Genomic DNA, 18699 nt, shown 5'->3' with positions numbered 1-18699 from the left:
AACCGGGGAGAATAGCGATGGGCAAGTCGAGGCGGCCGGTAGCGGCGCTAACGCTCGCGGCTTTGATGCTGGCGTCGTGCGGCGGCGGCGACGGCGGAACATTGGGCAGCGGCCCGGTCACGGTCACCCCGACGCCAAGCCCCACCCCGACCCCGACGCCCAATTGCGCGCTCGCCTCGCGCCAGTCCTTTGCCAAGGCGGTGATCGACGAATGGTATCTGTTCCCGGGCGACGTCGCGAGCGCCAACCCCGGCGCCTATAGCGATGTGCAATCCTATATCGATGCGCTGGTCGCGCCGGCGCGCGCGCTGAACAAGGACCGTTTCTTCACCTACATCACCTCGATCGCCGAGGAGAATGCTTTCTTTGCCAGCGGTTCGAGTGCGGGATTCGGCGTGCTGATGGGGTATGACGCGATCAATCAGCGCATCGTCATCGCCGAAGCCTATGAAGGCGCGCCAGCCTTTGCGGCGGGAATCGACCGCGGCACCGCGATCGTCGGGATCGGCACGAACAGCGGCAATGTGCGCACCGTCGCGAGCATCGTCGCCGCCGAGGGAACACAGGGGCTTACCGACGCGCTCGGCCCGAACGACCCGGGGGTGAGCCGCGTGCTGCGCATCACCGACGCGGCGGGTACGCGCGACGTCACCGTCGCCAAGGCCGACTATTCGCTCGACCCGGTTTCGGACCGCTATGGTGCCAAGATCATCAGCGAAGGCGGCCGCAACTACGGCTATCTCAACCTGCGGACCTTCATCTCGTCGGCCAACAACCAGCTCGGCGCCGCCTTCGCCGATTTCCGCACGCAGGGCGTCACCGATATCATCATCGATTTCCGCTATAATGGCGGCGGTCTCGTTTCGACCGCCAATCTGATGGGCGACCTGATGGGTGCTGGACGCGCCGGCCAGCTTTTTTCGCAGACGCGTTTCCGCCCAAGCAAGTCCGCCGAGGACGACGAGCATCGCTTTGCGCCCGGCGCGCAATCGATCGCGCCAACGCGGATCGCCTTCATCGGCACCGGGTCGACCGCCTCGGCGAGCGAGCTGGTGATCAATTCGATGCTGCCCTATCTCGGTACCAATATGACGCTGGTCGGCAGCAACACCTATGGCAAGCCGGTCGGCCAGATCGCGCTCGACAAGGCCGAGTGCGACGACCGGATACGCGTCGTCGCCTTCGCCACCGGCAACGCAAGCGGCCAGAGCGACTATTATGACGGGCTGGCGCCGAAGATCGCGAACAGCTGCGCCGCGAACGACGATCTGGGCTTCCCGCTCGGCGACCCGCGCGAGGCGTCGGTCCGCGCCGCGATCGACTTCCTCGCCGGCAACGCCTGCACGACGCGAATCGCCGACGCGAGCGCCCGCACGGCGTCGAGCGATCGCCGTTTTGCCGTAGCGGCCCCGCCGACAATGCTGGTGCCCGACCGCCCGAGCGCGGCGCAGCGCGAATTGCCGGGGCTGTTTTAAAGATCGTCGCCCCCGCGACGGAAAACTCTCTCCAGACGGCGATTGACCGCCGCCCCCGAACCGGGCTAACGGCCGCGGCAAGCGACAGGTTCCCCGGCGACGGGGACTAAGAGGGAACGGGAAAACCCCGGCTGCCCCTGCAACTGTACGCGGCGAGCCATCGGCCATTTGCCATTGGGACCCCGGTCCCGAGAAGGCGGCCGACCGGCGCTGACCCGCAAGCCAGGAGACCTGCCCGTCGCCGTCGTCTTTCGCGCGGACAGGGTGTGCCGGGCGGACGGGGGTGAACCCGCATGACGACAAAGCTGGCTGCGCAGGTGCGCGGGCGATGTCGTGCGTCCCCGAGGGACGAGCCATCGGCCGCGCGCATGGGCGGCATTGTCGATGGGTTTGTCCAATGTTCAAAGTTATTTACCGAAGTTCGATCTGTCTCGCCGCCGTCGCGGCTTCCTCCACCGCGTCCGCCGACGAAGCGGCGCATGCCGTCGCCGCCGACGCCGACAGCATCGTCGTCACCGCAACACGCGCGCCGCTGACACTGGACGAGATTCCGTCGTCGGTCGCGGTACTAGACAAGGACGCGATCGACCGCGCGCAGGATATCGGCGTCACCGAATTGCTGCTCCGCACCCCGGGCATCAGCATCTCGCGTAACGGCGGCTACGGCACCGCGACCTCGCTCCGCATCCGCGGCGCCGAATCCGAGCACACGGTAACGGTGATCGACGGAGTGAAGCTCAACGATCCGTCGTCGACCGGCGGCGGCTTCAACTTCGCCAATCTGCTCGCGGGCGACATCGACCGGATCGAGGTGCTGCGCGGGCCGCAGTCGATCCTGTGGGGAAGCCAGGCCATCGGCGGCGTGATCAATATCGTCACCGCATCGCCCGAGAAGGCACTCGAAGGCAGCTTCGACCTCGAAGCCGGATCGCGCCAGACGGTGAGCGCGCGTGCCGCGATCGGCGGGCGCACCGGTCCGCTGAGCTGGCGCCTGGGCGGCCAGCGCTTTACCACCGACGGCATTTCGTCGCACGCCAAGGCGTTCGGCGGGGTCGAACGCGACGGCTATCGCAACAGCAATGTCTCGGGCCGCGCCGAACTCGCGCTCGCCGACAATCTCAGCGCCGAAGTGCGCGGATATTATTCGAGCGGCCGCGTCGAATTCGACGGCTTCAACACCGACAGCAACGACTATGGGCTCAACAAGGAATTCGTCGGCTATGCGGGGCTGAATTTCGACCTCGTCGGCGGGCGCTTCCGCAACCGGATCGCCTACACCTATACCGACACCAACCGCGACAATTTCAACCCCGACCGCGCGCGTCCGCGCAGCTTCGAGGCCGACGGCGAGAACCGGCGCTGGGAATATCAGGGCAGTTTCGACGTCAGCGACCGGATCACCGCGATCTTCGGGGTGGAGAATGAGCGCTCGAGCTTCCGCAGCCGCTCGCCTTCGGCGTCGCTCGCCACGCCGATTCCCGACTTCGTGCGCGGCAAGGCAGAGATCACCAGCGCTTACGGCCAGCTCAGCGTCGAACCGGTGGACGGGCTGACGCTGAACGGCGGCGTCCGTTATGACGATCATAATCGCTATGGCGGGCAGACCTTGTTCGCGGCGGGCGGCGTCTGGCGCCTGCCGACCGGAACGGTGCTGCGCGCGAGCTATGGCGAGGGGTTCAAGGCGCCCGGCCTCTACCAGCTGTTCAGCGAATATGGGAATGTCGGGCTCGCCCCCGAGGAAGCGCATGGCTGGGAAGCGGGAATCGAGCAGCATCTGCTTGGCGACAGGCTGGTGGTCGGCGCGACCTGGTTCGAGCGCACGACGAAGAACCAGATCATTTATAACGGCTGCTCCCCGCCGACGACCGATCCGCTGTGCACGTTGCCCGGCAGCAATCCGCCGGTGTCGCGTTTCGGCTATTATCTCAACGTCGCGCGCAGCGAGGCGCATGGCATCGAGGGCGCCGCGGCGTTGACGCTGGGCGGGCTGACGCTCGATGGCAATTACAGCTGGATCGTCGCCGAAGACCGGTCGGAAGGCAGCACCAATTTCGGCAACCGGCTGCCGCGGCGTCCGCGCCACAGCGCCAATGCGTCTGCAAGCTATGCCTTCGGTGCGGGGTTCGAACTCGGCGCCGCGCTGCGCTGGTCGGGCAAGAGCTATGACAATGCGAGCAATGCGCAGCGGCTCGACGATTATATGCTCGTCGACCTGCGCGCCGAAGTTGCGCTGTCCGACGAAGTGAAGCTGTTCGCGCGCGCCGAAAATATCTTCGACGAGCAATATATGACCGCCTACCGCTACGGCTCGCTCGGCCGCAGCATCTATGCCGGCATCAGGGGGCGCTTCTGATGGCGGCGCTGTCCGGCCGCGGCGCTTCGACGCTTTGGGTCGCGCTGCTCACCGCGGCAAGCACGGCGACGACGCTCGCGCTCGGCTGCGCGACGCCCTTCCCCTCGCTCGCGGCGCTCGCGGCGGTGCATATGCGCCGCCGCGACGGGCTCGCGCTGATGCTGCTCGCCTGGGCGGCGAGCCAGATCGTCGGCTTCCTCCTGCTCGGTTATCCGCGCGACGGCAGCACGCTGGCGTGGGGCGCCGGGCTCGCCACCGCGGCGCTCGGATCGGCGCTGGCGAGCTATGCCGCGCTCGGCGCGCTAAAATACCGAACGGTCGCGGCGCGGCTCAGCGTCGCCTATGCGGCGGGTTTCACCGCGTTCAAGGCGATCATCCTCGGCTGGGCGCTGGTCCTCGGCGGATTGCATTCGGTGATGGCGCCCGACCTCCTTGCCGAGCAGTTCGTAAGGAACGCCGCGATCCTGATCGGGCTTTACGCGCTTTATCGCGCGCTCGTCGCGGCGGGCGTTCCGACGCCGCCGCAAGCGGCGACCGCCTGATGCTGACGCGCGTCGACCCCGGGCCCGCGGTGGTGGTGTGCAACACCTGCCGCCACAGCCGCGAGGCCCAGGTCGATGCCGCAGGCATGCGCGGCGGCGCGCGGCTCGTCGCGGCGCTGAAGCGGCTCAAGGATACCGAGCCGCGCTATGCCGGGATTGCGGTGCAGGAGATGGCGTGCCTCTTTGCCTGCCAGGATCATTGCACCGTACACCTGCGCGCGCCCGACAAGGTCGGCTATGTGCTCGGCCGCTTTCGGGGGGACGCGGAATCGGCACGCGCGATCCTCGACTATGCCGTCCATTATGCGGCGAGCGCGCATGGCCGCGTCGCCTATTCGCTGTGGCCCGAAGGCATAAAGGGCCATTTCATCACCCGCACCCCGCCGCCAGGATTTGTCGCCGAATGACCAGTTTCGTTTCTGTCGAGGCCTTCGAGGCCGCGCTTGCCGACCTTCGCGAACCCGACACCGGTGCCGCCGCCAATGCGCGGTTGCGGCAGGCCGAACTCACCAAGCCGGCGGGATCGCTCGGCCGGCTCGAGGATCTCGCGATCTTTTTCGCCGGCTGGCAGGGCCGGGCGCGGCCGCGGATCGAGCGTGCGCGCGCCGCGATCTTCGCGGGCAATCACGGCGTCACCGTGCACGGTGTCAGCGCCTTTCCGCCGAACGTCACCGCGCAGATGGTCGCCAATTTCGCCAGCGGCGGCGCGGCCATCAACGCCTTGTCGGAGGCGGCGGGGCTCGAGCTGGCCATCGTCGCGCTCGACCTCGACCGGCCGACCGCCGATTTCACCGTCGCACCGGCGATGCGCGAGGACGAATGCCTCGACGCGCTGAACCGCGGCGCGGCGGCGGTCGAGCCCGATCTCGATCTGCTCGTGCTCGGCGAGATGGGGATCGGCAATTCGACCGCCGCCGCCGCGCTTTGCGCGCGCAGCTTCGCGGGCGAGGTGGCGGGATGGGCCGGCCCGGGGACCGGGGTCGACGGGCACGGCGTCGCGCGCAAGATTCAGGTGATCGAGAGCGCGCTCGCCTTCCATGCCGAGGCGCCGCGTTCGGCGTTCGAAACGCTGCGCCGCGTCGGCGGGCGCGAGATCGTGGCAATCGCGGGCGCCATCGTGCGTGCGCGCCAGCTCGGCGTGCCGGTGCTGCTCGACGGCTTTATCTGCACTTCGGCGATCGCGCCGCTGGCGGCGGAGAACCCCGCGATCGTGAACCATTGCATCGCGGGCCATTGTTCGTCGGAGCCGGGGCACAAGCGCCTGCTGGCATTGCTCGGGCTCGACCCTTTGCTGTCGCTCGATATGCGGCTGGGCGAAGGCAGCGGCGCGGCGGTCGCCGCGAATATCGTGCGCAGCGCGCTCGCCGCGCACGACCGGATGGCGACCTTTGCCGAGGCGGCGGTCTCGGCCTCGCTGTGACCGGCTTCGCGCTCCATTTGCTGCGCCACGGCGCGCCCGAAACGCCGGGGCTGCTGATGGGACGCACCGACGGGGCACCGACCGAAGCGGGAATCGCGGCGTGTGTTGCGCAAGCGAAGGGCTTGGGCATCGAATGCCTGGTCGCTTCGGACCTTTGGCGATGCCGCGCGGCAGGAGAGGCAATCGGGTCGGCGGTCGACCTGCCGCTCACCTCCGATCGGCGCTGGCGCGAGCTCGATTTCGGTGACTGGGACGGTATGGCGGTGAACGCCGTCGACGTCGGTGCCTTTGGCCGCTTCGTCGATGACCCCGACGCGAACCCACCGCCGGGGGGCGAGCGCTGGTCGGCGCTGGTGGCACGCATTGCCGCCGCGATCGCCGACCTCGCGCCGGTGCCGGCGCTGGTCGTCACGCACGGCGGCGCGATGCGCGCGGCCTTGCATGTCCTCTGCAGTTTCGACCAGCGCCGGCTCTGGGCGTTCGACCTGCCCTATGCGGCGCTGCTGTCGCTGCGTGTCTGGCCCGGCGAACGCCCGAGCGCGCAAATCGTGGGGCTGCGGCCATGAAGGGGCTGATCGTCGCGATCCAGTTCCTGACGCGCCTGCCGACGCCGCGCGTCGCGGTGTCGGGCGAGGAATTTGCCGCGTCGATGCGCTGGTTTCCAGCGGTCGGGCTGATCGTCGGCGTGATCGTCGCGGGCGCGGGCTGGGCGGGGGCGCGGATCGATCCGTGGACCGGCGCGCTTGCGGCGCTGATCGTCTGGGTCGCGGTCACCGGCGCTCTCCACCTCGACGGGCTCGGCGACATCGCCGATGCGAGCGGCGCGGCGCACAAGGACCGCGACCGGCTGATCGCGGTCCTCGGGGATCCGCATGTCGGGAGCTTCGCGGTTGTCGCGATCGTTTTGCAACTGATCGCCAAGCTGGTGCTGCTCCACGCGCTGTTCGAACGCGAGGCGTTCGTCGCCGCCCTGCTCGTCCCCTTCGCGGCGCGAATCGGACCGCTGGTCTGGTCGCGCGCGCTGCCCGACCTGCATGCCGGATTGGGCTCGCGTTTCCGCAACGCGGTGCGCCCGGTTGATTTCGCGGGCTGGGGCGGGTTGCTGTTGGCGGCGGCGTGGGTGTCGCCCTCCCTGCTCGCCGCGCCGTTGATCTTCCTTGTCTGGGGCTGGTGGCTGCTGCGCCGGATCGGCGGGATTTCGGGCGACGGGCATGGCGCGGGGATCGAGATCGGCGAAAGCCTGCTCCTCGCCGCCGCACTGCTGTGGGCGCATGTTGCGTGAGCGATCCATGGACCTGGCACGGCGGGGGCATCGAGGCCGCGAAGCGCGAATTCGGCGAAGGCGACTGGATCGACCTGTCGACGGGGATCAACCCGCATCCCTGGCCGGGCGCCGCGGGGATGGCGTTCGACTGGCGGCGATTGCCCGAGCCCGAGCATCTCGCGCGGCTTGAAGCCGTCGCGGCGGACTATTTCGGCGTCGATCCACGCCATGTCTGCGCGGTGCCGGGCAGCGAGATCGGACTACGCCTGGTCGGGGCACTGATCGGCGGCGATACCGCCCACATCGCGCCGGGGTATCGCACCCATGGCGCGATGATCGCGGGCAGCGCGGAAACCCGCTGGGATGTGGCGCCGGGCGCAACCGGAAACCTGATCCTCGCCAATCCGAACAACCCCGACGGGCGCGCCCTTGCCCCCGATGCCCTGCTCGGATGGCTCGAACGCGGCGTCGGCTGGCTGCTCGTTGACGAAGCCTTTGCCGACGCCGATCCGGCGCTGAGCGTCGCAGCGTCGGTCGCCGACGATCGAAAGCTGATCGTCTTTCGATCCTTCGGCAAATTTTTCGGCCTCGCGGGGGTGCGGCTTGGCTTCGTTCTGGCGCCGCAGGCGATCGTCGCTGCGCTGCGCGCGCGGCTGGGCGCATGGCCGCTATCCGAAGCGGCGATCGCGATCGGCACCGCCGCCTATGCCGATGCCGGCTGGATCGAAGCGACGCGGCAGCGCCTCCCCGCCGAGGCGATCGCACTCGATGCGGCGTTGGCACGGCATGGCTATCGCGCGGCGGGCGCCTGCCCGCTGTTTCGCCTGATCGAAACCGATGACGGCCGCGCGCTGTTCGAGCGGCTTGCCCGGCGTGCGATCCTGACCCGCCCCTTCGCCGACGAGCCGCGCTGGCTGCGCATCGGGCTGCCCGCCGATGCCGAAGCGCTGGCGCGGCTCGATGCGGCGCTTGGTCATGGCTGAGCCCGTCGCGCTCACCGCGCTCGCGCTCGACGCGGCGTTCGGCTGGCCGGGTGCGCTGTATCGCCGCGTCGGCCATCCGGTGGGGCTGTTCGCGCGCATCATCGCCGGCTGCGAGGCTCGGTGGAACCGGGCCGCGTCTGGCTTTGCGAGGCGGCGCGCGCTGGGCGTTCTAACGCTTGTCCTCCTGCTGCTCGTCGCCGGCGGCCTTGGCCTCGGACTCCAGCATCTGCTGCTTTCCACCTTGAGCGGCTGGGGCTGGATCGGCGTCGCGATCCTCGCCTGGCCCGCGCTCGCGCAGCGCAGCCTGTTCGATCATGTCCGCGCGGTCGGCGAGCGGATCGACGCGGGCGACCTCATCGGTGCGCGCAGCGCCGTGAGCATGATCGTCGGCCGCGACACCGCCACGCTCGATGAAGCCGGGGTGTCGCGCGCCGCGATCGAGAGCCTCGCCGAAAGCTTTTGCGACGGCGTCGCCGCGCCGCTGTTCTGGCTTCTGCTGCTCGGCCTGCCGGGGGTGTGGGCGTATAAGGCGGTGAACACCGCCGACAGTTTGATCGGCCACCGCGAGGAGCGCTGGCGCGCGTTCGGGTGGGCGGCGGCGCGGCTCGACGATCTCGCAAACTGGATTCCGGCGCGGCTGGCGGGCGTGCTGATCTGCCTCGCGGGCGGCGGCGGATGGCGCATATTGCAGCGCGACGCGCGCAAACACGCCTCGCCCAACGCGGGCTGGCCCGAGGCGGCGATGGCGGGCGCGCTGGGGCTTCGGCTCGCGGGTCCGATCGCCTATGACGGGGTGATGCAGGGCAAATCATGGATCGGCGACGGGACAGGCGAAGCGAGCGGCGCGGCGGTCGACCGTGCGCTCGCCGTTTATCTGCGCGCCTGCCTGCTGCTGTGGTTGATCGCGGGAGGCGCGGCATGGCTGCGCTGATGCTGCAAGGCACCGGGTCCGACGTCGGCAAGTCGGTGCTGGTCGCCGCGCTCTGCCGCGCACTCACCCTTCGCGGCCTGACCGTCCGCCCCTTCAAGCCGCAGAATATGTCGAACAATGCCGCGGTCACGACCGACGGCGGCGAGATCGGGCGCGCGCAGGCGCTCCAGGCCATGGCGTGTCGCGTCGAACCGCACAGCGACATGAACCCGGTGCTGCTGAAACCGCAGGCCGACCGCACCTCGCAGCTGATCGTTCATGGCCGTGTGCGCGGCACGCTGGGCAGCGGCAATTTCCGCGAAGCGCGCGGCGCGCTGATGACCGAGGTGCTCGAAAGCTATGACCGGCTGCGCGGCCAGTGCGACATCGTGATCGTCGAGGGCGCGGGATCGCCCGCCGAGATCAATTTGCGCACCGGCGACATCGCGAACATGGGCTTCGCGCGCGCCGCCGACGTGCCCGTGGTGCTGATCGGCGATATCGACCGCGGCGGGGTGATCGCGTCGATCGTCGGCACGCGCGCGGTGATCGAGGCCGAAGATGCGGCGATGATCCGCGGTTTCCTGATCAACAAGTTCCGCGGCGATCCCGCGCTGTTCGACGACGGTTATCGCGAGATCGAGCGGCGGAGCGGCTGGCGGGGGCTGGGCGTCATACCGTGGCTGAGCGCCGCCGCGCGGTTGCCGAGCGAGGATGCGGTGATCCTCGAACGCCCCGCCGATCCGCGCGACGGGCGGCGGATGATCGCCTGCCCGATTCTGCCGCGTATCTCGAACTTCGACGACCTCGATCCGTTGAAGCTCGAGCCCGGTGTCGAGGTGGTGATGGTGCCGCCGGGGCGGCCGATCCCCGCCGAGGCGGCGATGATCATATTGCCGGGGTCGAAGGCGACAATCGCCGACATGGCCGCGCTGCGCGCCGAAGGCTGGGATATCGACATCAAGGCGCATCACCGGCGCGGCGGGACGATCGTCGGGCTGTGCGGCGGATACCAGATGCTCGGCCAAAGGATCGCCGATCCGTTGGGAATCGAGGGAGCGCCCGCCGAGGTCGACGGGCTGGGCCTGCTCGATGTCGAAACGACGCTGTCGCCGGCAAAAATCTTGCGGCGGGTGACCGGGACCGCGCTGGGGGCGCCGGTCACCGGCTATGAGATGCACATGGGCGAAACCCGTGGCCCCGGCTCGGAGCGGGCGTTCGCGACGCTTGAGGATGGCGCGAGCGACGGCGCGGTCGATCCGGCGGGACGGGTGATCGGATCCTATCTGCACGGGCTGTTCGCGTCGCCCGCGCTGCGCCGCGCGCTACTCGCACGGATCGGTGTGACGGGAAACGGCCGCGACTATGCCGCCGATGTCGACGCGGCGCTCGACGCCGTCGCCGCCGAATTCGCGCGCCACGCCGACATCGAGGCGATGCTGCGGATCGCGGGGATCGGCGCATGAGAGGGGCGTCGCTGTTCGTGATCGGCGGCGCGCGCTCGGGCAAGAGCCGCTATGCGCAGGCGCGCGCCGAGGCGGCGGGGGGCGAGCCGGTGTTCATCGCGACCGCCGAGGCGTTCGATGACGAGATGCGCGAGCGGATCGCGCGCCACCGGGCCGACCGCGATGCGCGCTGGTCGACGGTCGAGGCGCCACGCGATCTGCCCGCCGCGATCGATGCGCTGAGCGGAAACGGCGCGGTCGTGCTCGTCGATTGCCTGACGCTGTGGGTGTCGAACCTGCTGCTCGCCAACGCCGATATAACACGCGCGGCGAAGCAATTATGCGACGCGATCGCGCGGCACGACGGCACGCTGATCCTCGTCGCCAACGAGGTCGGGCTGGGCATCGTCCCCGACAATGCGCTCGCGCGGCGCTTCCGCGACGCGGCGGGGCAGCTCAACCAATCGGTCGCGATGACGGCGCAGGAGGTCGTCCTGCTCACCGCCGGGCTGCCGCTCACGCTCAAATCGGCGGGCTGATCGCCCCGGCGCAGCGCCACATGGTGAATTTTGTGTTTACCATGGTCATGAAGCGGATTCTCACGTCCCCCCGGCAAAGCGGGCGGCATGAGCAAGTCTGCCCATCCCGTTTTCGAGTCGCGGTGGCTCGCCGCTTCGGCGGCGCTGGCCGCGACCGCGCTGACGCCGTCGACCGCGCATGCCGCGTCGAAGCTGGTCAATGCGAAGTCGGTGACGGGCGGCAAGGCTGCGTGCGCCGTCGTCGCGGGCGCCGCTGCGGCGCCACGGGCCGACATTTCGCGCGCCCTGCTGGGCGGCGCGCCGAGCGCGCTCGACCGCATCCGCGCCGAACAGGCGGCCGCGTCAACCGCGCCGGTCCCCGCAGCGATGCCCGTGCGGCAGACGCTCGAGCCCTCGAGCCGGGCGCCTGTCTCTTTCGCGGCACCCGTCGCCGATTGCGGCATGTCACCGATCGCCGCGCCGTTCGCCCGGACCGACGCGGATGCCGAACTCGGCACGCGCGCGATCCCGGTCAAGCGAACGCGTTTCGACAATCGCTGGGACCGCGTTCGCCGCGCCGCTCCCGCCGCGTTGATGCAGGCCGAACTGCGCCGCGCGAACGCGTCGCGGGGTCTGGACGAGCGGGAGTTGCTCGCGCGCGTCAACCAGTGGGTCAATCGCGCGATCACCTACGTCGGCGACGACCGCAATTACCGCCAGCGCGATTATTGGGCGACCGCCGAACAGACGATCGCGCGCGGCAAGGGCGATTGCGAGGATTTCGCGATCCTGAAGATGCAGATGCTGCGCGCCGCGGGAATCGGTGCCGAGCGGATGAAGCTGGTGCTGCTCCGCGACCTCGCGGCGAACGCCGACCATGCCTTTCTGCTCGTCGAGACCGACGCGGGGAAGCTCGTGCTCGATAATGTCACCGACCGCCTTTATGACGGCAGCCAGCCCAATGCGGTGCGCCCGGTGCTGTCGTTCAGCGGCAACCGACGCTGGGTGCACGCCTATCGCGGGACACCGCCGTCGACGAATCCGGCCGCGATTCCGGCGTCGCAGAAAAGCTATACGCTCGCGCTCAACAATCAGCGTTCGGTAAGCGCCGACCCGCTGACCTTCAAGACCGGTTTGAGCAAATAGCTCAGCACCGATTTCTTTCCGGTCACAATCTCGACATCGCATAGCATACCGGGGGTGATCGGGAGCCGCCGGCCGTTCGAGGTCAGATAGGCGTTCGTCGTTTCGACGACGACAGTGAAATAGGCCTGCCGCTCGACCTCGTCATATATGCTGTCGGCCGACACGCGCACGACCTTGCCGTTGAGGCCCCCATAGATCGAGAAGTCGTAGGCGGTCACCTTGACGTTCGCGGGGTCGCCCACCTTGATGAAGGCGATGTCGCGCGGGGTGACGCGCGTTTCGATGAGCAATTTGTCACCCAAGGGCACGATCTGCATGATCTGTTCGCCCGCGTTGACGTAGCCGCCCAAGGTATTGACGAGCAGGTCGTTGACGACGCCGCGCGCCGGCGAGCGGATTTCGGAGCGCGCGAGGCGGCCTTCGGCGCCGCGGATCGTTTCCTCATTGACCGCCATCTTGGTCGCGAGTTGGCTGCGTTCGTTGAGCGCCTCCTGCTGGAAGTCGAAGCGCGCGCGCTGCACCTCGGCGCCCGCTTCGCGGACGGCGGCCTGCGAACGCGAGATCGCCTGCCGCGCGGCGGCGAGGCGGCCCTGGATGTCGACGACCTCGCGCTGCGCGGTGAGCAACTCGGTCTGCGGGACGACGCCCTTCGCCGCGAGCGGTTCGAGCATCGCCACCTGTTCGCGCGCGAGGCGCAGGCTGGCTTCGAGCGATGAAGCGGTCGCCTGCGCCTCGGCCATGTCGCGGCGGCGCTGCTCGACCCCCGCCGAGAGCGCGGCGAGCTGGCTTTGCAACGACGAGCGCCGCACCGCGGCGAGGCGCGCTTCGTCGCCACAGTTCGCGCCGGTGCAGCCCGCCCCCGCACCGCCTTCGCCCGCAAGGCGTGCGGCGCGCTGCGCGAGGCGGGCGTTTTCGGTTTCGAGCTGGCCGAGTTCGGATTGCGAGGTCGTATTGTCGAGGCGGACGAGCAACTGGCCCTTTTTGACCGTTTGCCCCGAGCGCACGAGGATTTCGCGGATCGTCGAGGGTTCGGCCGACTGGATGATCTGCACCTTCGACGAGGGGATCACGCGCCCCTGCCCGCGCGACACCTCGTCGACGCGCGCGATGCTCGCCCACAACAGGAAGAGGGCGAGGCCCGCGGCGGCAGCGACCATGATCTGCTCGCTTCCGCGCAAACGCTGCCAGAATTTCACGATCGACATGCGTTATGTTCCGGGTTGAGCTTCGGGCGCAGCGACGACGCCCTGCTGGCTGGTCAGGCTGTCGAAGCGCGCCTTGCTCCGCGTCGGGTCGGGGATGTTCGGCACCCAGCCCTTGGTGACGTCGATGCGGCCGCCGATGTCGTTATCGGCACGGTGGTCGGTCGGGTCGCGCGGCGGGGCGACGCCCCCGACCGCGATCGCTTCGCCGGGCAGCGCATCGGTCGCCGCCGCACCGCCTTGATAAAGCTGGCTGAAGGCGGGGATATATTCGGAGCCGGCATAGGCGTCCGAAAATGCGCGCGGCTTGCCCCACGATCCGGGCCAGCGATAGAAGATATGCGCGCCGATCTGTTCGATCTTGGTGAGTTTGGGCGCCCAGCGCGGAAGGACGTAATTGGCGTGATAATGCGTCGCCATGCCGACGCTCGCCTCGACATGGCCCGACAGCGCGGCGCGCGCGACCTCGGCCGAGCGGCGCCACAGCGTGGGCACCGGCGGGCGGCGCATCGAGCCGTCGCACGCGAAGCTGAACTGGCAGCCGGGGCGCGAACTGCCCTGATAGATCACGCCGCAGATGGTGTTCGGATACGCCGGATGCTTCATGCGGTTGAGGATGACCTGCGCGACCGCCGCCTTGCCCGCGTCGGATTCGGTCGCCGCCTCATAATAGATCGCCTGCGTCAGGCAGCGCTGCGCGTTGGTCGATTGCACCAGCGAGATTGCCGGCATCAGGAACGGCCGCGCCGCCTCGACGGGCAGCGTTGAAACGGGGAGCAGCGCGTTGCGCGCGACGGCGTCGGCGCCCTCGGCGGCGGGAACCAGCGAATCGCTCTCGGTCTCGGTGATCAGCCTGGCGATCGCCTGCTTCTTTGCCGCCTTCGCAGTTTCGGCGGGGTCGGCGTTCCAGCCCTCGACGGCGCCTTGGACCAGGCGCGAAAGCCGGTCGTTCGACGCAGCGAAGAGGATCGCGGCGGCGAAGAGCGCCAGACCGAGCAGGACGAGCTTGAGGCTCTTTGACGGCGCGCGTCGGTCTTCGGCCCAAGGGGCGTCCGCGCGCGCGGCGCCGCCCTGCCCGATGTGCAGTTCGGGGATCATGATGCCGATTCCCTGGTCGCCGATTCCTTGCTCGTCCGCGCGAGGATTTCGGCGCGCGGGCCGTCGGCGACGATGCGGCCGCCGTCGATGACGATGATGCGGTCGCACATCTTGAGGATCGCTTCGCGATGCGTCGCGACGATCAGCGTCTGCGACTCGGCGACGGCGTTATCGAGCGCCTCGATGAACAGCCGCTCGCTCTGCGTGTCCATCGCGCCGGTCGGTTCGTCGAGGAAAAGCAGGCGCGAGGGTGAAGCAAGCGCGCGGGCGATGGTGAGGAAGCCGCGCTGCCCGCCCGAGAGCTGCCCGCCGCGCTCGCCGGTGCCGCGGTCCAGCCCGGTCTCGTCGCGGCCCATGAAGCGGTCGGCGCCGATCGACTGCAGCGTCGCGAGTAGCTCGGCGTCGGTCGCCGCCGGCGCGCAATATTGCATATTCTGCTTGATCGAGCCGCTGAACAGCACCGCGTCCTGTCCGACGAAGCGGAATTGCGAGCGGAGGTAAATCGGCGAATGCTGGCGGCTGTCGAGCCCGTCGATGAAGATATTGCCCGCCTCGGGCGCATAAAGCCCGCAGAGCAGCCGCCCGAGCGTCGACTTGCCCGACGCGACGCGGCCGACGATCGCGATCCGCTCGCCCGCATCGATCTTGAGGTCGATGTCGGCGAGCGATGGCGCGGCGGCGCCCGGATAGGTGAAGCACAGCCCCTCGACCGAAACGTCGCCCTTGTCGATCGTGAGATCGAGCGCGCTGCTGCCCATGCGGCGTTCGTCGCCGGCCTCGATCATCTGCTGGATGCTCGCCATCGTCGTCACCGCCTGCCGCCCGCGCGTCATCAGGAAGGCAAGCTGGCCGACGGGAGCCATCGAGCGGCCGGCGAGCATGACGATCGCGATGATCGCGCCCATCGAAATCTTGCCGGCGTCGAACAGATAGAAACCGCCGACGACGAGCGCGAGGCCGGAAAATTGCTGCCCGAGCGTCGCGAGGTTGATCGCGGCGGCGCCCGTCCGACGCAGCGCAGCCTGCGTCCGCGCGCTGGTGTCGACCATCCGGCGCCACTGGCCGAGCACCTGCCCCTCGGCGGCGCAGCTCTTGACCGTTTCGGCGCCGCCGATCGCCTCGACGAGCATCGCGTGCTGGATGCTCATGTCGGCCTGATTGTCGAGCGAGGCCTGCATCATGCGCCGCTGGAGGAAATAGCCCGCGACGCCCATCGCAGCGATGATCGCGAGCGGGACGAGCGCGAGCCAGCCCGCGAGCACCGCGATCATGATCACGAAAAGGAAGAGGAAGGCGAGGTCGACGATCAGCACGATCGTCGTCGAGGCGAAGAAATCGCGCACGCTTTCGAATTCGGACACGCGGCGCGCGAGCATCCCCGTGCTGCCGCGCCGGTCGGCGAGCGGCATGTTCAGCACTTTCGAGAAAATCTTCTCGGACAGTTTGACGTCGAGGTCGCGGCCGAGATCGTCGAGCAAGGTCGCGCGCGCGAGACGCAGCGTGAATTCGACCGCGAAGGCGAGGCAAGCCCCGATCGCGAGCACCCACAGGCTCGATACCGCCTTGTTGGGGATGACGCGATCATAGACGTTCATCGTGAACAAGGGCAGCGCGAAGCCGAGCAGGTTGATCATCAGCGCCGCGCCGAGCACGGGATAGAAGGAGCGGCGCATCCGCCGTACCTCGCCCCAGAACCAATGGCGCTTCGCCTGTTCGTCCCACGGCCGTTCCTCGGCGCGGATCGCGGTCGGATCGGCGGCGACCGCGACCGCCTGTCCCGCATAGCTTTCTTCGACCGCCGCCTCGTCGGCCCAGAAGGGCAGCGCGGCGCCGGGTTCCCAGACGAGATATTGCTCGTCCTGCGCCTCGAGCAACACCGCGCATGTGCCGTCGGTGCGGCCGATGATCGCGGGCAGTTCGCGCGCGAAATGCCGTACCTTGCGCGCATGGAGCCGTTCGTTGTTGATGAAGCAGAGGTCGAGCGCGGCTTCGGCCTGGTGAAAGGGAAGGAAGCCGCGTTCGTCGCGCGCGAGCGCGCCGAGCGCGCCGCGCTGGAAATTTTGCCCGAAATGCTGCGCGACGAAGAGGATGCAGGCGATCAGCGGATCGCCCGGTGCCTCTTTGCCGATATACGCAATCGTCGATTGATCCTGGAACATTTCAAATTTTTCTAGCTGGAATCAATCCGTGGACGTCATTGCGGGTAGCGGCGGCGCTGGAGTTCGGCGGGCGCCGGCGGGCCGTAACCGACCTCTTCACGGGCATAGACGCGGCGCGATTCGGGTGCGGTCAGATTAAAGGCGTCGAGCAGATTGTTGGTCGAGGCGAGGATCTGATAGACCGCGAACATCTCCGAAAAGCGCGCGGTTTCGGCGCGAACCTGGACGTTGAAGCGCGTGTTCTGCGCGTCGAGCACATCGAGCAGCGAACGGCGGCCGACCCCGAACTGGTCGCGGTACGACAGGAGCAGCTCGTCGGTCGCCTTGCTCTGGTCGACGAGGTCGCGGAACACCGCGGTCTGCGTCTCGCGCGCATTCCAGGCGCGGCGCGTATCGGCCTCGGCATTGCGTTCGGCCTCGTGCAGGCGGAAGCGACTCTCGCTCGCGCGGCGCACCATCTCCTGATATTTCGCGCGATTGATCCCGCCGTCGAAAATATCCCAGCGCATCACGACGCGGCCGAGCAGGTCGTTCGTCTCGCCGCGGAAGGCGTCGATATCGTCGCCGATCCGGCCCGACAGCTCGAGCCCGATCGTCGGGGCGAAATCGCCCTTGGCCTTTTTGGCTTCGGCATTCGACGCATCGACGTCGGCCTGCGCCTCGAGCACTTTCGGATGCCGCGCGCGGGTGAGGCCCACGGCTTCGCTGAGGCTGACGGGAAGCTTTTCGGCCATCGCCGGGGGCATCTGCACTTCGTCGACCTGAAGCCCGCTCAGCGCGAGCAGCTCGATCTTCGCATTCTGCAGCGCTTCCTTCGCTTCGCTGACGCGCACGCTCGCCGCCTTGGCGCGTTCCTGCGCCTGCTGCAGGTCGGCGATGCTGATCGAGCCCGCATTCACCCCGCTCGACAGGTCGGAGACGAGGCCGTTGTGAAAGGTCATATTGTCTTCGGCGGCGGCAACGACGCGCTGCTGGAGCAGGACGTCGAGATATTGCCGCGCGCTTTGCAATGCGATGAATTCGGAGCGTTCGACGACGCGCAGCGCGGCGCCGTCGACGCGCGCTGCCTGACGCAATTTCTCGCCGCGACGGCGGCCGAAATCGATCAGCGTCTGTTCGGCGCGGATTCCCGCCTCGAGCGGATAGAGCTCCTCATTGGCGATGCCGAGCGCACGGCGGGTCGCATTTTCGAGCCGGCGGACCCCCGCCGACAATTCGAGCGTGACGCGCGGCAGGTAGAGGCCCTTCGCCTGCTCGAGTTCGAACTCGATCGCCTGCTTGTTCATTTCGGCCTGATGGATCTGCGGGTTCGAATCGATCGCGACCGCCATGACATTCTGCATACTGGTCGGCTCGGCCGCAGCCGAGGCGGCGAAACAGGCCATGGCGAGCGCCGAGACAAGGCCGGCGAGCTTATGTTGCGGTTTCATCACTGTCCCCCCATCGCGTTCACTTCGACTTCGACACGCCGGTTTTCCGGCGTCCGCGCGCCATCGACGGTCTGGACGCGCGGCTGGCGCTCACCCATTCCCGAGACGGCGATCGCGCCCGCCGGAATGCCCGCGCCGCCCATCATGTCGGCGATCGCCTGCGCGCGGCGCAGCGCCAGCCCGTCGTTGTAGCTATCGGGGCCCGAGCGGTCGGTGTGGCCGACGACGGTGAAATTCGCCCAGCCGCAGCGCGTGCGGTTTTCGGCCATGAAAGCGACCGACTGCGCCGCGTCGGCGGGCGGAGTGGTCGAATCCCAGTCGAAATAGAAAGTCGAGGCGACCTCGGGCGGGCAGTTTTCGGTGCTCGGCGGTGGCGGCGGCACCAGCGCCGCTTCGGCGGGCGGCGCCGGCTGGCGCGTCATCATACCGTAGGCGAAGTCGCAGCGGCGCAGGCTTTCGGCGTCCTTGCTGTTCGATTTGAGAAAACCGAGCGCGATGCCGCACTGGACCTTGGCCTCCGACGCCCAGGCGTAGCTATTGCTGTCGGCCGCCGCGACCGAGGGGTCGATCGACATCGCGAGCGCCGCGTCGTAGCGGCTGCGCACCTCGGTCTTGAGCTCGCCGATCGGCCGATCGGCGAGCGCCTGCGCCATTGCGCCGCCTGGCTGAGCGAGTAGCAGCGCCGACAGCGCCCCCGCCATCCATTGTCCCTGATGTGCCATGGTCTAATCGCCCTCCCACTTAGTCTTTCTGG

Annotated in this window: 17 protein-coding genes and 1 riboswitch; of the genes, 12 read left to right on the top strand and 5 right to left on the bottom strand. The window is 68.6% G+C overall.

Features of this window, described 5'->3' with window-relative positions:
- Window positions 1-17: 17 nt before the first annotated feature.
- The 12 genes from E5675_RS02170 to E5675_RS02115 all read left to right on the top strand — a co-directional run bounded on the left by E5675_RS02170 (window position 18) and on the right by E5675_RS02115 (window position 12056).
- A complete protein-coding gene (locus E5675_RS02170) occupies window positions 18-1475 on the top strand; it encodes a S41 family peptidase (RefSeq protein ID WP_136173137.1) in 1458 nt (485 codons plus the stop codon).
- Window positions 1476-1544: 69 nt separating this feature from the next.
- A riboswitch (cobalamin riboswitch) is annotated at window positions 1545-1729 on the top strand.
- A gap of 143 nt (window positions 1730-1872) precedes the next feature.
- Window positions 1873-3828 (top strand): TonB-dependent receptor, encoded by a 1956-nt coding sequence (locus E5675_RS02165; protein WP_136173136.1) that lies wholly within the window; start codon window positions 1873-1875, stop codon window positions 3826-3828.
- Window positions 3828-4370, top strand: coding sequence for a hypothetical protein (locus tag E5675_RS02160; RefSeq protein ID WP_136173135.1), 543 nt, complete (start codon window positions 3828-3830; stop codon window positions 4368-4370). Before E5675_RS02165 ends, E5675_RS02160 begins: the two co-directional genes overlap by 1 nt.
- Window positions 4370-4777, top strand: a complete 408-nt coding sequence (locus E5675_RS02155) for a DUF1636 domain-containing protein (RefSeq protein ID WP_136173134.1) — start codon at window positions 4370-4372, stop codon at window positions 4775-4777. Before E5675_RS02160 ends, E5675_RS02155 begins: the two co-directional genes overlap by 1 nt.
- Window positions 4774-5790 (top strand): nicotinate-nucleotide--dimethylbenzimidazole phosphoribosyltransferase, encoded by a 1017-nt coding sequence (gene cobT, locus E5675_RS02150; RefSeq protein ID WP_136173133.1) that lies wholly within the window; start codon window positions 4774-4776, stop codon window positions 5788-5790. Before E5675_RS02155 ends, cobT begins: the two co-directional genes overlap by 4 nt.
- Window positions 5787-6356: a histidine phosphatase family protein gene (locus E5675_RS02145; protein WP_136173132.1), complete on the top strand. Its 570-nt coding sequence runs from the start codon at window positions 5787-5789 to the stop codon at window positions 6354-6356. The genes cobT and E5675_RS02145 overlap by 4 nt, the downstream gene beginning before the upstream one ends.
- Window positions 6353-7072 (top strand): adenosylcobinamide-GDP ribazoletransferase, encoded by a 720-nt coding sequence (locus E5675_RS02140; RefSeq protein ID WP_136173131.1) that lies wholly within the window; start codon window positions 6353-6355, stop codon window positions 7070-7072. Before E5675_RS02145 ends, E5675_RS02140 begins: the two co-directional genes overlap by 4 nt.
- Window positions 7069-8037 carry a threonine-phosphate decarboxylase gene (locus E5675_RS02135; RefSeq protein ID WP_136173130.1) on the top strand — a complete coding sequence of 323 codons (969 nt, stop codon included), beginning with the start codon at window positions 7069-7071 and terminating at the stop codon, window positions 8035-8037. Before E5675_RS02140 ends, E5675_RS02135 begins: the two co-directional genes overlap by 4 nt.
- Complete coding sequence (cbiB, locus tag E5675_RS02130) at window positions 8030-8968, top strand: adenosylcobinamide-phosphate synthase CbiB (RefSeq protein ID WP_136173129.1); 939 nt, start codon at window positions 8030-8032, stop codon at window positions 8966-8968. The genes E5675_RS02135 and cbiB overlap by 8 nt, the downstream gene beginning before the upstream one ends.
- The gene (locus E5675_RS02125) at window positions 8956-10413 is read left to right on the top strand and encodes a cobyric acid synthase (RefSeq protein WP_136173128.1); all 1458 of its coding nucleotides are present in this window, start codon (window positions 8956-8958) and stop codon (window positions 10411-10413) included. Before cbiB ends, E5675_RS02125 begins: the two co-directional genes overlap by 13 nt.
- Window positions 10410-10931: a bifunctional adenosylcobinamide kinase/adenosylcobinamide-phosphate guanylyltransferase gene (cobU, locus tag E5675_RS02120; protein WP_136173127.1), complete on the top strand. Its 522-nt coding sequence runs from the start codon at window positions 10410-10412 to the stop codon at window positions 10929-10931. The genes E5675_RS02125 and cobU overlap by 4 nt, the downstream gene beginning before the upstream one ends.
- A gap of 87 nt (window positions 10932-11018) precedes the next feature.
- Window positions 11019-12056, top strand: a complete 1038-nt coding sequence (locus E5675_RS02115; RefSeq protein ID WP_136173126.1) for a transglutaminase-like cysteine peptidase — start codon at window positions 11019-11021, stop codon at window positions 12054-12056.
- Here E5675_RS02115 and E5675_RS02110 read toward each other — a convergent pair.
- From E5675_RS02110 to E5675_RS02090, 5 genes are read right to left on the bottom strand one after another with little or no spacing between them, the layout of a single operon-like run.
- Window positions 12002-13261 carry an HlyD family type I secretion periplasmic adaptor subunit gene (locus E5675_RS02110; RefSeq protein ID WP_136173125.1) on the bottom strand — a complete coding sequence of 420 codons (1260 nt, stop codon included), beginning with the start codon at window positions 13259-13261 and terminating at the stop codon, window positions 12002-12004. The two genes, E5675_RS02115 and E5675_RS02110, sit on opposite strands and share 55 nt — an antisense overlap.
- Before the next feature lie 3 nt (window positions 13262-13264).
- Window positions 13265-14356: a cell wall hydrolase gene (locus E5675_RS02105; protein WP_210727591.1), complete on the bottom strand. Its 1092-nt coding sequence runs from the start codon at window positions 14354-14356 to the stop codon at window positions 13265-13267.
- The gene (locus E5675_RS02100; protein WP_136173124.1) at window positions 14353-16515 is read right to left on the bottom strand and encodes a type I secretion system permease/ATPase; all 2163 of its coding nucleotides are present in this window, start codon (window positions 16513-16515) and stop codon (window positions 14353-14355) included. Before E5675_RS02100 ends, E5675_RS02105 begins: the two co-directional genes overlap by 4 nt.
- Before the next feature lie 35 nt (window positions 16516-16550).
- The gene (locus tag E5675_RS02095; RefSeq protein WP_136173123.1) at window positions 16551-17945 is read right to left on the bottom strand and encodes a TolC family protein; all 1395 of its coding nucleotides are present in this window, start codon (window positions 17943-17945) and stop codon (window positions 16551-16553) included.
- A complete protein-coding gene (locus tag E5675_RS02090; protein ID WP_136173122.1) occupies window positions 17945-18667 on the bottom strand; it encodes an OmpA family protein in 723 nt (240 codons plus the stop codon). Before E5675_RS02090 ends, E5675_RS02095 begins: the two co-directional genes overlap by 1 nt.
- Between the last annotated feature and the right edge of the window lie 32 nt (window positions 18668-18699).

Origin of the sequence: Sphingopyxis sp. PAMC25046, assembly GCF_004795895.1 — a bacterium.
Lineage (GTDB): Bacteria > Pseudomonadota > Alphaproteobacteria > Sphingomonadales > Sphingomonadaceae > Sphingopyxis.
This window is presented reverse-complemented; position numbering and strand designations above follow the sequence as displayed.